Raw genomic sequence first — 14,474 nt, forward strand, 5'->3', positions numbered from 1 at the left:
GGGTTCGCTTCCAAGGGATGGGCGCTACGTCGACGTAGCCTTGACGAGGCTGGATATCTTGTTGCCCGGCAAAAGCTGGGGACCCGGAGAGGAAATGGACCGACATCGTGGCTGACTCTCGCGCGAGCGGATCCCAGACCGAACGTCCCCTGTGGCGCGTCATCGCGACGCTGGCTGCGGTCGCCGTCATGGTGATCACCGGAGCGGCGTGGGGAAAAATCGGCAACATCGATCCGACCATCGCTCGGTTCGATCTGCCGGGCCTGTTCGGCAATGCCAGGCAGCCCGACGACGGCGCTATCGACATCCTCATGGTGGGCGTGGACAGCCGCAGCGACGCGCACGGCAATCCGCTCTCGCAGGAAGAGCTGTCGATGCTGCGGGCCGGTGACGAAACAGCCACCAACACCGACACCATCATCCTCATCCGCATTCCCAATAACGGGAAGTCGGCGACCGCAATCTCAATCCCCCGCGACTCGTACGTCGCCGTCCCGGACGGCACCAAGGGAAAGATCAACGGCGTCTACGGCGAAGCCAAGGAGAACGACCGGCAGAAGCGTGTCGAGTCCGGTGAGACGTTGGAGGCCGCCGAGCGCGAATCGGTGGACGCCGGACGTTCGGCGCTCATTCAAACCGTCGCCAAACTCACCGGCGTCACCGTCGATCGCTACGCCGAGATCAGCATGCTCGGATTCGTGCTGATGACGGACGCGCTGGGCGGCGTCAACGTCTGCCTCAACGAGGCTGTCTACGAACCGATGTCGGGTGCCGATTTCCCCGCCGGGCCGCAGACGCTCGATGGTCCGAACGCGTTGAGCTTCGTGCGGCAGCGCCACGACCTGCCCCGCGGGGACCTCGATCGCGTGGTTCGCCAGCAGGTGGTGATGTCGTCCCTAGCGCATTCGGCGCTCTCCGGAGGAACGCTGACGAACACCACGACCTTGGGCAAGCTGCGCGACGCCATCACCCGCACCGTGGTGCTCAGCCAGGGTTGGGACGTCATGGACTTCATCCAACAGCTCCAGAAGCTTTCCGGGGGGAACGTGGCATTCGCTACCATTCCCATTCTGCGCGAGGACGGTTGGACTGAGGACGGCACACAGAGCGTCGTCAAGGTCGACCCCGACCAGGTACGCAGCTGGGTCAGCGGCCTCCTGGACCAGCAGGCTCAAGGCAAGACCGAAGAGGCCACCTACTCCAAGGACCAAACGACGGCCGACGTCGTCAACGAGACCGAGATCAACGGGCTCGCCGCAGCCGTATCGGAGCTGTTGGTAGGCAAGGGTTTCACCGCTGGCAAGGTCGGCAACAACGACCGCGATCATGCGGGCAGCAGCCAGGTTCAGACGGCCAAACAGGACGACACCGGCGCCAAGGCGGTGGCCGAAATCCTAGGGCTCCCGGTGGTGGAGAAGCAGGGCCTCGCCGAGCACACCGTTCGGGTGGTGCTGTCCAGCGACTACCACGGTCCGGGGTCGGGCCGCGACACCAAGCCCGCCGCCTCGGAAACCGGCTCCACTGAGGAAGACGTACCGCCGCCTCCCCCGTCGCCGATCTTTACGGCTGCCAACGGTCCGCGCTGCGTCAACTAATGACAACATTGACCCCACTTCTGTTGGGCGACCTGAATAATCCGGCCCCACGGATCACTTACTACGACGACGCCAGCGGCGAACGGATCGAACTTTCGACGGTGACGCTGGCCAACTGGGCGGCCAAGACCGCCAACATGTTGCGCGACGAATTCGGCGCAGGCCCGGGTTCGACGGTCACGGTACGGCTCCCCGCGCATTGGCAGACCGCCGGTGTGCTGCTCGGAATCTGGTGGGCCGGCGCCGAAGTGGTATTCGGCGCCGAGGCCGACGCCTCAGACACACAGGATGTGGCGTTCTGTACGCCCGGCGACGAGCCTTTGGCCGATGAGGTGTGTGTGCTGTCCCTCGACGCATTCGGGCGTCCCGTGCCCAATTTGCCGCTCGGGCTGACCGACTACTCGACCGCGGTCCGGGTGCACGGAGACCGCTTCACCCCCGCCGGCGCGGGACCCGCGTTGAACGGCCGCAGTGTCGAAGACGTTGCCGACGCCGCGCGGGAAGCCGCTGCGGCACTGGGCATCACGGCCGAGGATCGAGTGCTTTCCACCGGCTCATGGGAAACCCCGGAGGCGCTGATCGCCAATCTGCTGGCGGTACTGATCGCGGGGGCGTCAGTGGTACAGGTGGCCAACCCCGACCCTGCCGCGCAGGAACGACGGGTCGTCTCCGAGAAGGTGACGAAGACCCTTTGAGCGCCGAGAAGGCACTCACGTACGGATTCTGGCCGAATTCCGTACGTGAGTGCCTTCTCACCGTCAGGGGTTAGGACGTCAGGAGCGCGCGGCTCATCACGACGCGCTGAATCTGGTTGGTGCCCTCGTAGATCTGGGTGATCTTGGCATCGCGCATCATGCGCTCCACCGGGAAGTCGGTGGTGTATCCGGCGCCGCCAAACAGCTGCACGGCATCGGTGGTGACCTCCATGGCCACATCGGAGGCGAAGCACTTCGAGGCCGAGGAGATGAAGCCCAGGTTCTTCTCGCCGCGCTCTGCGCGCGCGGCGGCGGTGTACACCATCAGGCGGGCGGCCTCCACCTTCATCGCCATATCGGCCAGCATGAACTGCACACCCTGGAAGTCGCTGATGGACTTGCCAAACTGCTTGCGGTCCTTGGTGTATGCGATCGCCTGATCCAACGCGCCCTGGGCGATGCCGAGGGCCTGCGCACCGATGGTCGGGCGGGTGTGATCCAGCGTCTGCAGTGCGGTCTTGAATCCGGTGCCGGGCTCGCCAATGATCCGGTCACCCGGGATGCGGCAGTTCTCGAAGTACAGCTCGGCCGTCGGCGAGCCCTTGATGCCGAGCTTGTGCTCCAGCGGACCGACGGTGAATCCCTCATCGTCCTTGTGCACCATGAACGCCGAGATCCCGTTGGCCTTCTTGTCGGGGTCGGTCACCGCCATCACGGTGTACCAAGACGACTTGCCGCCGTTGGTGATCCAGCACTTGGATCCATTAAGAATCCAGTCGTCACCGTCGGCCTTCGCGCGGGTGCGCATGCTGGCGGCATCGCTGCCGGCCTCGCGCTCCGACAGTGCATACGAGGCCATGGCCTCGCCGCTGGCGATCGAGGGCAGCACCTGCTTCTTGAGCTCGTCGGAGCCGTTGAGGATCAGCCCCATGGTGCCGAGCTTGTTGACGGCGGGGATCAGTGACGAAGAAGCGCACACTCGCGCAACCTCCTCGATCACGATGACCGCGGCCACGCTGTCGGCGCCCTGGCCGTCGTACTCCTCGGGCACGTGCACGGCGTTGAAGCCCGACGCGACCAGCGCATCCAGGGCCTCCTGCGGGAAACGCGCCTTCTCGTCGACGTCCTTGGCGTGCGGAGCGATCTCTTTCTCAGCCAATCCCCGGATTGCGGCACGCAGCTCGTCGTGCTCCTCAGCAAGCTTGAACAGGTCAAACGACGGGTTTCCGGCCATCATGCCCTCCAGGGTCAATCGGAGTTAGTCGCCATTAACTGTACTTCACACTCAAATTTAGTCCTCGAGCAGTCTGCGCCGCAGTGCCTCATCCTTTTCCAAAACCGTCGCTTCCATGCTCGCCTGGAACGCAACCACCTTCTGTCGCAGCGCGGTGTCGGACACCCCGAGGATCCGAGCGGCCAGCAGCCCGGCATTACGGGCGCCGCCGATGGATACCGTCGCCACGGGCACACCGGCGGGCATCTGCACGATGGATAGCAGGGAATCGAGGCCATCCAGACGCGCCAGCGGCACCGGGACGCCAATCACCGGCAGCGGAGTCGCCGAGGCCACCATGCCCGGCAGATGGGCGGCGCCGCCCGCGCCGGCGATGATTACTTGAAGGTCCCGGTCCGCGGCTGTTTGCGCATACTCCAGCATGCGCCCCGGCGTCCGGTGCGCCGAAACGACACCCACCTCGAACGGAATCTCGAACTCCGCCAAAGCATTCGCGGCATCCGACATCACCGACCAGTCGCTGTCGCTGCCCATGATCAGGCCGACCCGTGCGCTCACTTGTGCCATCCCTTCTTCGCGCTAGCGCTCATCAGCATGTGCCCGCCAACCATCCGTCCATTCACCATGCGACAACCAGTGCGCGGCCCGCTCCGCGCGCTCACGCACCTCGGCCACGTACTGCGGATCCGCCAGCGAACCATCCACGCGGCCTTGAATATTCACATGTCCGAGCTTGCGGCCGGGGCGCTCACCCTTGCCGTACAGGTGCACCTTCGCCTCCGGGATCCGGCCCATCAAGTGGTGCACACGTTCGTCGAGGGACATTGCCGGCGTCTCCGGCGCCCCGAGCACGTTGGCCATGACCGTCACGGGGGCAAGGGGTTCGGTGGAGCCCAGCGGATAGTCGAGCACCGCACGAAGATGCTGCTCGAACTGCCCGGTCCGCGCGCCGTCCATGCTCCAATGACCGGAGTTGTGTGGTCGCATCGCCAATTCGTTGACCAGCAGTCGGCCGTCGTTGGTTTCGAAGAGCTCCACGGCCAGACATCCGGTCACCCCGAGCTCGCGGGCAATCCGCAGCGCGAGCTCCTCGGCCTGCAGCGCAAGCTCGTCGGGCAGCTCGGGCGCCGGCGCGATGACGACGGCGCAGATCCCGTCTCGCTGAACGGTTTCCACGACTGGCCAGGCCGCGCCCTGCCCAAAGGGCGAACGGGCCACCATGGCCGAGAGTTCACGCCGCATCTCGACGCGCTCCTCGGCAAGCAGCTCGACACCGGCAGCCAACTGTTCGGCCGCCACGGTGCGCGCCTCGTCGAGATCGTTGGTGATCCACACGCCACGGCCGTCGTATCCGCCGCGCACGGCCTTCAACACGACCGGATTACCGGTGTCGGCGACGAACCGCTCGACATCGGCGACGCTCAGAACATCCGCGAAACGCGGCACCGGGGCGCCGATGCTGTGCAGCTTGCGCCGCATGAACATCTTGTCCTGCGCGTAGATGAGCGCCGACGGCGGCGGCTGCACATTGACGCCCTCGCTCTGCAGCACTGCGAGCGAATCTGTGGGGACGTGCTCATGGTCGAAGGTCAACACGGTGGCACCCTTGGCCGCCCGCCGCAGGTCATCCAGATCGGTATGCGATCCCAACACCACATCGGGGGTGACCTGAGCCGCCGGCTCATCGGCCGTATGCGCCAGTACCCGGAGCGTCTGACCGAGCGCGATCGACGCCTGATGGGTCATCCGAGCCAGCTGACCACCGCCGATCATCGTGACAATCGGCGGAGAGGTTCGGGCGTCAGACACACAGATATGTTGTCATGCTCGCCGAGCCGCGCGGCTAGAACGGTCTGTCGCCGCAAATCCCCGCACGCTCCATCTTGCGGACCGCGGGCCAATAATCCTGCACCGCATAGTGTTGTGTCGATCGGTTGTCCCAGATGGCGAAGCTGTTGGGTGTCCAGCGCCAGCGCACCTGAAACTCCGGCACCGACGCCTGCCGTTGGAGGTACTGGAGCAGCTCGGATGCGCCCGGCGCGAAGTCCATGCCGAACCGCACGGTCTCCGGCCGGTGGAAATTCACCAGATGCGTGGCAAAAGAGTTGACGAACAGAATCTGTTCCCCTGTCTCCGGATGGGTGCGCACCACCGGATGCTCGGCATCCGGGAACCGCTCGTGCAGTTCATGACGCCGCCGCGTCGACATGGCCGCGCCGAAGCTGGCCTCGATCGAGTGTCGGGCCGCGAGTCCGTCGATGCTCTCGCGCACCGCCTCGGGCAGCCGGCGATACGCCTCCGCCATGTTGACCCAGATGGTGTCGCCACCGACGGCAGGTGTTTCGACGCAGCGCAGCACGCATCCCATTGGCGGACTTTCCCGCCAGGTTGCATCGCAGTGGTAGGAGTTCTCGTAATGCTCTGGAGCGCTATCTATCTCCTTGTAGATCCGCACCAGCCCGGGATGGTCGGGGTCGCTGCCCGCCACCGGATGATCCTCGAGCGGCCCGAAACGCTGCGCCAGCGCGACGTGCTCACCGCGGGTGATGTCCTGATCACGCACGAACAACACCTTGTACTCCAGCAGTAGGCGCCTGAGTTCGTCGAAGAGCTCGTCACTGCGCGACACCTCGGCCAGATCAACGTCGAACAACTCCGCACCAATGGTGCACGTCAATGGTTGTGCGCGCATTGTGTTCAGTGCGGCAACGTTATTCATCTTTCCTCCAATATCAGATTGAGAAGACCGACTGTCCGACGGTGGTCCCGGACTCGAGATCGCGGTGCGCGACCACCGCCTCCTGCAGCTCGTAGCGGCGCCCGATGTCGACCCGAATGCGGCCCGCCGCGACATGCCCGAACAGCTCCCCCGCCAGCTCCGCACGCTCGCGCGGGTCCGCAATGTAGTCGGCGAGTGCGGGCCTGGTGACAAACAGCGATCCCTTGGCGGCCAACTGCATTGCGTCGATGGGCGGTATCGGACCCGATGCGGTGCCGAAACACACCAGCAGCCCGCGCCGCACCAACGAGTCGAGCGAGGATTGATACGTGGTCCTACCGACACCGTCGTAGACGACGGGAACTCCCGCACCGTCGGTGATGTCCCGCACCCGCCGGGGTACGTCCTCGCGTGGGTAGATGAGTACGTGTGCACAACCATTGGCCCGAGCAATGTCGGCCTTCTCCTCGGTCGATACCGTGCCAATTACGTTGACGCCCAGCAGGTTCGCCCACTGCAGGAATAACAGCCCCACCCCGCCCGCGGCGGCATGTAGCAATACGGTGTCCCCGGCCCGCAGCGGATGGATGCGCCGCAGCAGATAGGCCGTCGTCAGCCCGCGCATAGTGATGGCCGATGCGGTGTCGAAGGCGATGCCGCCGGGCAGCCGGATCAGATGTTCGGCGGGCATCACGCGTTCGGTGCTGTACGCGCCGAGTGGGCTGCCCGTATAGGTGATCCGGTCCCCAACGGCGACGTCAGAAACCCCGGGCCCCGTTGCTTCGACGACGCCCGCCGCCTCCACGCCCATTCCCGCGGGTAATGCGGCGGGGTACACCCCCGTGCGGAAGTACGTGTCCGCGAAGTTCAGGCCCACCGCGTGATGACGGACGCGCACCTCGCCGTGCCCCGGATCACCGACCGAGACATTCTCTCCGCGGAGGACCTCTGGTCCACCGGTCTCGTAGAACCGCACTGCGTAAGCCACTGGGTGCCTTCCATTGAAGCTGTTGTCCTCTCTGACGCTAGGCACGCGAGGCCCGGATTACTTATCATTAGGGGACAGATAGATATTCTTTTCGGGACATGGGTATGGAGAAACGACTCGCGCGATTCGCGGCGTTGAGCGGGTACATCGACGTCGCGACCGCATCCGGCCTCGATCCGGCGCGGATGATGCGGGACCACGGGCTGGATCCGGCAGGGGCCACGCAGCCCGATCGCTGGGTGGTGGCCACGGGAGTCGTGGCACTGCTGGAAGCCTCGGCCGCCGCGAGCCGGCTCGACGACTTCGGTCTCAGACTGGCCGAACGGCGACGCCTCTCCAGCCTCGGACCGCTCAGCCTGGTGTTGCGCGAGCAGCCGACCGTACGCGATGTCGTCGCGATGTTGTGCCGGCACGAAACCATGTACAACGAGTCACTGCGGATCCGTGTCGTGGAACGCGACGGGATTGCGGCGCTCCGACTGGATCTCGACGTGGGTGGGGCCGCCGAGAACGCGCAATCCACCGACTTGGCGATGGCCGTGCTTGTGGGGGTCCTCCGCACCTTCTTGGGGAACACCTGGCACCCGCTGAAGGTAAATCTGCGCCGTGCGGGCGTCACAGACCGCGCCATGCATCACCGGGTCTTCGGCCCGAGCATCGCATTCGAGCAAGTGCTCAACGAGATCGTGATGTACACAGCCGACCTTGACCGCCGAAACGACCGCTTCGACCCGCTGCTGCGTGAATACAGCCAAGCCCTTCTCGAATCATCGGAGCGACCCCGCGATATCACCACCGCGGATCGTGTCCGAGATCTCATCGAGCTACTCCTGCCCGTCGGTCGCTGTTCGGTGGACCACGTCGCACGCAGCCTGGGAGTCGACCGGCGGACCGTCCATCGGCACCTGGCGACCGAGGGTACGAGTTTCACCGATCTCGTTGACTCGACGCGGCTCGATGTGGCCGACCACCTGGTCACGAGCGGTCGCCACACCCTCACCGACGTCTCCGAGATGCTGGCGTTCTCGTCACCAAGCAACTTCAGCCGGTGGTTCCGCGCCCATCACGGCATGAGCCCACGCGCGTGGCGCAACCTCCGCACGGGCGGGACCCGGCCGAACAGCTGAGCGGCCGTGCAAACCCGGAGGTCTGCGGACCGCTTCGCACTGCCCTGCCATGTTCCGTACACTCGCCATTTGTGTCTTTCGCCGATGCCACCATCGCCCGGCTGCCCCGGTTCATCCGGCCTGTCGCCGAGCGGCACCACGAGCTGATCAAGTTCGGCATCGTCGGGGCCACCACCTTCGTCATCGACTCGGGCATCTTCTACGCGCTCAAGCTGACGATCCTGGAGCCCAAGCCTCTGACCGCGAAGATCATCTCCGGCATCATCGCCGTCATTGCCTCGTACATCCTCAATAGGGAATGGAGCTTCCGGGACCGCGGCGGTCGCGAAAAGCACCACGAGGCGCTGCTGTTCTTCGGCGTCAGTGGCATGGGCGTGCTCATCGCCATGCTCCCACTGTGGGTGTCGAGCTACGTCCTCGAGCTGCGCGTGCCGAACGTCAGCCTGACGATGGAGAACATCGCCGACTTCATCAGTGCCTACATCATCGGCAACCTGCTGCAGATGGCGTTTCGGTTCTGGGCCTTCCGCCGCTGGGTGTTCCCCGATGAATTCGGCCGGCAGGGCGGCGATGAGCCGGTAGCGCTGGTCGATACCGCCGACGCGTCCCCCGCCAACGAAAATGACGCCGAAGACGACGCCAACATCACCCCGCTGCACCCGAATGCGGGGCTGCCCAACGGCGCCACCGCGCATTACGGCACCGAGGTCGGTCGCGGCCTGTACGGCTCAGCGCATCACGTGGCGGGTGGCCGCTCTCGGCCGCGCCCGGTCGAACGGCTGTCGCCCTCCTCGGAACCGAGGGTGTCGAAAACCTCGTGATACAGCAGCGAGTGGACGTACTCCACTCGCGGTATCTCGTGAAACTCCAGCGGGTCCTGTGACGCCGATTCGATGATCAGCGTGCCGGTACGCAAGATTCTGTCCACCAGGCCGTGCCGGAACTCGACGCTATTGACCCGTGCCAGCGGAATGTCGATTCCCGAGCGGCTCAACAACCCGTGACGGAACATGACGCGCCGGTCGGTGATGACGAAATGCGTGGTCAACCAGTTCAGGAACGGCCACACGCTCAACCAGCCCACCAGCACCAACCAGACGACGCCGATGGCGATCATCACGACGTTCTTCGCGGTCGGCTGCCAATCGGTGTTATCGACCATCGCTGCGACGAACGCCGCCGCACCGGTGGACACAATCAGCACCACCGTCGGCCCGATCAATCGCTTCCAATGCGGATGACGGTGCAATACCACCTGCTCGTCGTCGGCAAGCACATTCTCCGGATAGGCCACGTTGGGCGACTTTACTGGTCGTCTGACGGACGGAGGTGGGTAATGTCCCCCGCCGACACAGCGGTGAGACTCCCATCGGAGCTCTCAATATGCAGCTGCCCGTTATCGCCGAGCCCGACGGCGACGCCAGTAAGTTCACGATCACCCGGCAGCTCGGCACGCACCCTCGACCCCAGGGTGACGCTGCGCGCGCGGTAGTCCTCCAACAGCCGCTCATCGACGCCCCTCGCGGTGCGCCAATGCTCAATACGACCGCCGAGCTCGCGGAGCACGGCGCGGGCCAACTCGCTGCGATCGGGATTCGCCCAGCCGAGGATCGCCAGGGATGTCGCATTCGGGTCGGGCAGCTCATGCTCGGTGAAGGTGGCGTTGAGCCCGAGGCCCAGCACGATGACCGGCTCCCCCGGCACCACTTCGGCCAGGATGCCGCAGAGCTTGCGTCCGTCGACGAGAACGTCGTTGGGCCACTTGAGCCCGGCCTGGATGCCGCTGGCCTCGGCGACCGCGTCGACGATCGCTACCCCGGCAAGCAGCGGCACCAGTCCCCACCGGTCCGGCGGCACCTCACCCACGGCGATGCCCACCGACATCGTCAACTGTGTGTGCGAAGGCGCGGCCCAGTTGCGACCGTGGCGGCCGCGGCCGGCGGTTTGGTGTTCGGCGAGCAAGACGACACCGTCGATGTCCTCGCCGGCTGCGGCGCGTGCCACCAGATCTGCGTTGGTGGATCCGGTTTCGTCGACAACGTCGATGCGGCGCCACTGTCCGGTGCTGTCGGTGAGGGTCAAGCTGTCCAGCCGATTACGTTCAGTCACGGTCCCAGCCTAGGGCTCTGGCTCTGCAGCGTGGAGCGAACGTCCATGAGCGCAAACCCCAGCAGATTCAAGCCTTCCCACTGCGCCGGATCGACTGCTCGCGGATCGTCCGCGGCCATGCCGATCCCCCACACCCGATCGACCGGGCTTGCCTCGACGATCATCTCGTCGCCCGTACCGCACAAGTAGTCGCGCAACCCTTCGCTCTGTGAGAACTTGGCAAGATTTCCCTCTACCACCGCCTCGAAACGGATCTCCTGCCAGAGGAGTTCGTCGAAGTTCGACACCCGGCGCCCCAGCTCTTTCACCTCTCGCGGGTGATCCGCCGCAAGGATCAGCTCGGCGGTGACGGCATCACCGAACAGCATGGCCTTGCGCCACATCATGTAGTGCTCCGCGGTGCGATAACGCAGCCCTTCCACCGTGAATTCCGCTGGCCACCACTGGCTCAGGCAGCTCGGCCCCAACAGTCCGTCGGGCAGCGGCTGATGCCCCCAGAAGAACAGGTACGTCATATCCCCTCCGTCGCCGATCGCGCCTTCCGGTTAGTGAGTAGTACCCGCCGCGCGGATCGTCAACTGATTTCCGCGGCGGCCCGTTCTGCGAGGTTCTCCTCAACTTCGTGCACCCACACCCCATGGGCATGCGTGGTGTCCACCTCGATCTCGAAACGCTCCGTCATATCCGGGGTGATATCGGCCAGGTTGACATAGAACTGCTCATACCATCGGCGGTGCTGATAGACGGCGCCGTCCTCCTGGGTCAGCAGCGGATTGTCGATGCGAGTCTTGTTCTTCCAGATCTCGACGTCTTCCAGGAATCCGTCACCGAAGGACTTGGCCAGGGCGGCGGCGAGCTTGCGCGCATTCTCGGGTGGCAGGGTGGGCATCTCCTGGATGGCCACCCCCCACTGCAGCACGAAAGAATCATGTGTCACCGGGTAGTGACAATTGATGAGCGCCACCTCTACGGTGAAGCCGGGTCCGAGGTCGTTGTGAATCCAGTCGATCATGTACGCGGGCCCGAAATAGGTAGCCTCCGAGCGCACACCCGTTCCCTCCCAAAGCTTCTTGGGATCGGGCACATAGTCGGGCCGCGGCGTGGATTCCATGAACTGGCTGGCCGTCTGCCCCTCGATGACGTTCTTGAAATACGTCGGGTACGCGTGGTGGATGTAAAAGAAGTGCGCCATGTCGACGTTGTTGTCGACAATCTCGCGGCAGTGCGATCCCTCGATGAGGATCGAATTCCATTGCCACGGAGACCATTTGCCCTCTTCATAGCCTGCGATCGTCGGCGGGGCAAGTTCAAGCGGCGGGGCCGAGCCCTCCGGGTCATGCCAGATCAACAACTGGCCGTTCACCTCAAGGGTGGGCCAGCTGCGGGTGCGGGCCAGTTTCGGGGTGCGCTTGGCGTATGGCACCAGCGTGCATTTGCCGTCGCCACCCCAGCGCCAGTCATGGAACGGGCACGCGACGTTGTCGTCCTTGATGGTGCCCTGCGACAGGTCTCCGCCCATGTGCCGGCAGTATCCGTCCAACACCTTGATATCGCCGCGGGAGTCGGTGAACACCACCAGCTTGGTGCCGAACGCCTCGATACCGTGCGGCTCGCCGTCGCGAAACGACTCGGCCAACCCCAGGCAATGCCAACCCCGAGCGAATCGGGTCATCGTTGTGCCGCTGTCGATTTCGCGGATCACGTCAGTCTCGGTCATGGGCTGTCCTTTCGCTGACTGATGTCCATACTGCGCTCTACAACAACCGTTGTCGCCCATACGCCGCGAATTGAGCATCGAGTGCGGTTTTGTCCTGCGGCCCCATCCGCTCGAACACCGGGGTGCCCCTTCCCGCCCACCGGAACACCGGCTCGTCGGTGTGCCAGCGCTGCGCCTGCAGCTCGCGTTTGAGCACCTTGTTGGAGCCCGTCACCGGCAGGTTGGCCGACACGCGAAGGAACCGCGGAATTCCCTTGCGGCCCAGATCACCCTGCGCCGACAGGTACTCGGTGAACCCGTCCACATCGAAGACCGCCAGGTCGGCGACCTCGATGGATGCCATCACCTGGTCGCCGGAACGCGGATCCGGCACCGCGTAGACGCCCGCAGCGATCACCCCCGGGTGGCGTCGCAGCACCCGTTCGATGGTCAGCGCCGATATGTTCTCGCCGTCGACGCGGATCCAGTCGCCGCGACGGCCCGCGAAGTAGATGAATCCCGCCGCGTCGAGGTAGCCCAGATCGCCGGTCCAGTACCACCCGTTGCGGATGCGGTCGGCGTCGGCATCGTCGTTTTTGTAGTAGCCCTCGAAGCCGCGCCGCCCCTGTTTGTCGACGATCTCGCCGACCGCGTCGTCGGCGTTCAGCACCCGCCCGTGCTCGTCGAGAGTGGCTGCGGGACAGTCTTGTAGCGTCTCGGCATCGACGATCGCCACGCCCTCGTGCGCGGGGCGCCCTAGCGCGCCGGACGGCGCGTCGGGGTCGAGCGCGATCGCTCCTCCACCCTCACTGGATCCGTAGCCCTCGAACAGCTCCGCGCCGAAGCGACGCCGAAATTCGGCCTGGTCCTCCGGCGAGGCCTCGGTCCCAAACCCGCGCACCAACTGGTTATCGGCATCGTCGGGCTGTTCGGGGGTGGCCAACAGGTACCCAAGCGCCTTACCGACGTACGTAAAGAACGTCGCGCCGAAGTACCGGATGTCGGGTAGGAAGCGTGATGCCGAGAAGGTCGGCGTCAGACACACCGTGGCGCCGTTGGCCAGCGCCGGCGCCCACAACGCCATCAGTGCATTGCCGTGGAACAGCGGCATACAGCAGTAGTCGACGTCGGACGGGACATGCCCGAACTTCTCGGTGGCCAGATACGCGATCTGCGCCAGCCGCCCCTGGCTGCATCTCACCGCCTTGGACGCGCCGGTGGTGCCGGAGGTGAACAGCAGCAGGAATAGCGAATCCGCGCCCACCTCATCGGAAATCGCGGTCTCACCACGGTTCTCGTCGAGTCGCGCGAGGAACTCGGGGCTGTCGATCACCAGGAACCGGTCGGCGGCCAGGCCGAGGTCGAGGTCCCGCAACCGGTCAAGGTGTGCCGTGTCGGTGACGATCAGCTGGCAGTCGGTGTGGCGAATCTCAGCGGCCATCTCCGCCGCCCCGCGGGTCGGGTTGATACCGACGATCGTGGCACCGGTCAGCGCGGCCCCGCCCAGCCAGAAGAGGAAGTCGGGCACATTCTCCAGCAGCACACCGATGTGAAAAGGCCCTTCGGTCTTAAGTTTCCGCGCGAGCGCGCCCCGAGCGGCCGACTCGTCCACCACCTGAGACCAGGTCCAGTCGCGTTCCCGGGTGCGCAGCCCCAGGCGACTGTCGCCGATCCGGTCCAGGAGCATCGTCGCGATATCGCTGCGGGGCGTGAAGGCATCGGTCATATCGCCGATGATGCACCCATCAGGTCCCGGTACTCCTGCGGCAGTTCCTCGGGCGCAAGCTTGGTGACGCTCACCGGGCCGGAGTGATACGAGTCCTCGCCCTCGATGAAACCGTCGGCGTCGACGGGCCACAGCACCAACTGCCGGAACACCAGCAGATAGTCGGCGCTCGGATCCTCAATCTCGAATCCCATGCTCTGCGCCACCGCACCCGGATAGATCTGCTTGAGGAAGCCCTCGGTGACCACGCAGTTGTCGTCCACGAGCAGACGATCCATCTCGAACTCCATGACGCTCATCCGGCCCTGAACCAGACCCGCGTAGTAGGAGCGGACGCCGTCGCGTCCCTTGGGGCCGAAGTCCTGGCCCTCTATCCAGAAGTGGTAGGCCGGATCTGCGCTGAGGGTGTCGATGAGCCCGTCGAGGTCGGCGTCACGTTCCAGTTTCATGTGGTGCAGGACGGCGCCCAGCACCACCCGATGCCGCTCGTTTGTCGTTGCGGCAAGCCGCTTTTCGACCAACTCCCAGGTCCGTTCGGTGTCGATGACTGCCATGGGTCAATCGTGGACGCCCGGCCAGTCCGGC

Annotated in this window: 15 protein-coding genes; 4 read left to right on the plus strand and 11 right to left on the minus strand. The window is 65.0% G+C overall.

Features of this window, described 5'->3' with window-relative positions; all coding sequences use genetic code 11:
- The first annotated feature begins 188 nt into the window (after positions 1-188).
- Positions 189-1,595 carry an LCP family protein gene (locus FZI91_RS02610; protein WP_239001675.1) on the plus strand — a complete coding sequence of 469 codons (1,407 nt, stop codon included), beginning with the start codon at positions 189-191 and terminating at the stop codon, positions 1,593-1,595.
- Positions 1,595-2,290, plus strand: coding sequence for a TIGR03089 family protein (locus FZI91_RS02615; protein WP_155937089.1), 696 nt, complete (start codon positions 1,595-1,597; stop codon positions 2,288-2,290). The genes FZI91_RS02610 and FZI91_RS02615 overlap by 1 nt, the downstream gene beginning before the upstream one ends.
- A 70-nt stretch (positions 2,291-2,360) precedes the next feature.
- Here FZI91_RS02615 and FZI91_RS02620 read toward each other — a convergent pair whose 3' ends face one another.
- The 5 genes from FZI91_RS02620 to FZI91_RS02640 are packed head-to-tail and all read right to left on the minus strand — an operon-like array spanning position 2,361 to position 7,231.
- Positions 2,361-3,524, minus strand: a complete 1,164-nt coding sequence (locus FZI91_RS02620) for an acyl-CoA dehydrogenase (protein ID WP_155937739.1) — start codon at positions 3,522-3,524, stop codon at positions 2,361-2,363.
- A gap of 57 nt (positions 3,525-3,581) precedes the next feature.
- Positions 3,582-4,082, minus strand: a complete 501-nt coding sequence (gene purE / locus FZI91_RS02625) for a 5-(carboxyamino)imidazole ribonucleotide mutase (RefSeq protein ID WP_309224070.1) — start codon at positions 4,080-4,082, stop codon at positions 3,582-3,584.
- A 21-nt stretch (positions 4,083-4,103) separates the two neighbouring features.
- Positions 4,104-5,333, minus strand: coding sequence for a 5-(carboxyamino)imidazole ribonucleotide synthase (locus FZI91_RS02630; RefSeq protein WP_309224069.1), 1,230 nt, complete (start codon positions 5,331-5,333; stop codon positions 4,104-4,106).
- A 34-nt stretch (positions 5,334-5,367) separates the two neighbouring features.
- On the minus strand, positions 5,368-6,243 hold the full coding sequence (locus tag FZI91_RS02635) for a TauD/TfdA family dioxygenase (protein ID WP_155937091.1): 876 nt from the start codon (positions 6,241-6,243) through the stop codon (positions 5,368-5,370).
- A gap of 13 nt (positions 6,244-6,256) precedes the next feature.
- Positions 6,257-7,231 carry a quinone oxidoreductase gene (locus FZI91_RS02640; protein ID WP_162525730.1) on the minus strand — a complete coding sequence of 325 codons (975 nt, stop codon included), beginning with the start codon at positions 7,229-7,231 and terminating at the stop codon, positions 6,257-6,259.
- Positions 7,232-7,335: 104 nt separating this feature from the next.
- Between FZI91_RS02640 and FZI91_RS02645 the strand changes: the two genes are divergently transcribed.
- Positions 7,336-8,358 carry an AraC family transcriptional regulator gene (locus FZI91_RS02645; RefSeq protein ID WP_155937092.1) on the plus strand — a complete coding sequence of 341 codons (1,023 nt, stop codon included), beginning with the start codon at positions 7,336-7,338 and terminating at the stop codon, positions 8,356-8,358.
- 71 nt (positions 8,359-8,429) lie between these two features.
- Positions 8,430-9,179 (plus strand): GtrA family protein, encoded by a 750-nt coding sequence (locus FZI91_RS02650; protein WP_162525729.1) that lies wholly within the window; start codon positions 8,430-8,432, stop codon positions 9,177-9,179.
- On the opposite strand, the gene FZI91_RS02655 is transcribed toward FZI91_RS02650, so the two are convergent.
- The 6 genes from FZI91_RS02655 to FZI91_RS02680 are packed head-to-tail and all read right to left on the minus strand — an operon-like array spanning position 9,095 to position 14,443.
- On the minus strand, positions 9,095-9,652 hold the full coding sequence (locus tag FZI91_RS02655) for a PH domain-containing protein (RefSeq protein ID WP_162525728.1): 558 nt from the start codon (positions 9,650-9,652) through the stop codon (positions 9,095-9,097). The genes FZI91_RS02650 and FZI91_RS02655 overlap by 85 nt on opposite strands.
- Before the next feature lie 11 nt (positions 9,653-9,663).
- A complete protein-coding gene (locus FZI91_RS02660; protein WP_375234345.1) occupies positions 9,664-10,467 on the minus strand; it encodes a biotin--[acetyl-CoA-carboxylase] ligase in 804 nt (267 codons plus the stop codon).
- Positions 10,464-10,982: an NADAR family protein gene (locus FZI91_RS02665; RefSeq protein ID WP_155937093.1), complete on the minus strand. Its 519-nt coding sequence runs from the start codon at positions 10,980-10,982 to the stop codon at positions 10,464-10,466. Before FZI91_RS02665 ends, FZI91_RS02660 begins: the two co-directional genes overlap by 4 nt.
- Positions 10,983-11,041: 59 nt before the next feature.
- A complete protein-coding gene (locus FZI91_RS02670; RefSeq protein ID WP_155937094.1) occupies positions 11,042-12,184 on the minus strand; it encodes a Rieske 2Fe-2S domain-containing protein in 1,143 nt (380 codons plus the stop codon).
- Between the two features lie 37 nt (positions 12,185-12,221).
- The gene (locus FZI91_RS02675) at positions 12,222-13,889 is read right to left on the minus strand and encodes an AMP-binding protein (RefSeq protein ID WP_155937095.1); all 1,668 of its coding nucleotides are present in this window, start codon (positions 13,887-13,889) and stop codon (positions 12,222-12,224) included.
- The gene (locus FZI91_RS02680) at positions 13,886-14,443 is read right to left on the minus strand and encodes a nuclear transport factor 2 family protein (protein WP_155937096.1); all 558 of its coding nucleotides are present in this window, start codon (positions 14,441-14,443) and stop codon (positions 13,886-13,888) included. Before FZI91_RS02680 ends, FZI91_RS02675 begins: the two co-directional genes overlap by 4 nt.
- Positions 14,444-14,474: the final 31 nt, after the last annotated feature.

This window comes from Mycobacteroides sp. CBMA 271 (assembly GCF_009729205.1).
Classification (GTDB): Bacteria; Actinomycetota; Actinomycetes; order Mycobacteriales; family Mycobacteriaceae; genus Mycobacterium.

Bases quoted from the DNA above. Each gene is read 5' to 3' on its own strand.
- FZI91_RS02610 (WP_239001675.1), top strand. From the start codon at position 189: ATGGTGATCACCGGAGCGGCGTGGGGAAAAATCGGCAACATCGATCCG.
- FZI91_RS02615 (WP_155937089.1), top strand. From the start codon at position 1,595: ATGACAACATTGACCCCACTTCTGTTGGGCGACCTGAATAATCCGGCC.
- FZI91_RS02620 (WP_155937739.1), bottom strand. From the start codon at position 3,524: ATGGCCGGAAACCCGTCGTTTGACCTGTTCAAGCTTGCTGAGGAGCAC.
- FZI91_RS02635 (WP_155937091.1), bottom strand. From the start codon at position 6,243: ATGAATAACGTTGCCGCACTGAACACAATGCGCGCACAACCATTGACG.
- FZI91_RS02645 (WP_155937092.1), top strand. From the start codon at position 7,336: ATGGAGAAACGACTCGCGCGATTCGCGGCGTTGAGCGGGTACATCGAC.
- FZI91_RS02665 (WP_155937093.1), bottom strand. From the start codon at position 10,982: ATGACGTACCTGTTCTTCTGGGGGCATCAGCCGCTGCCCGACGGACTG.
- FZI91_RS02670 (WP_155937094.1), bottom strand. From the start codon at position 12,184: ATGACCGAGACTGACGTGATCCGCGAAATCGACAGCGGCACAACGATG.
- FZI91_RS02675 (WP_155937095.1), bottom strand. From the start codon at position 13,889: ATGACCGATGCCTTCACGCCCCGCAGCGATATCGCGACGATGCTCCTG.
- FZI91_RS02680 (WP_155937096.1), bottom strand. From the start codon at position 14,443: ATGGCAGTCATCGACACCGAACGGACCTGGGAGTTGGTCGAAAAGCGG.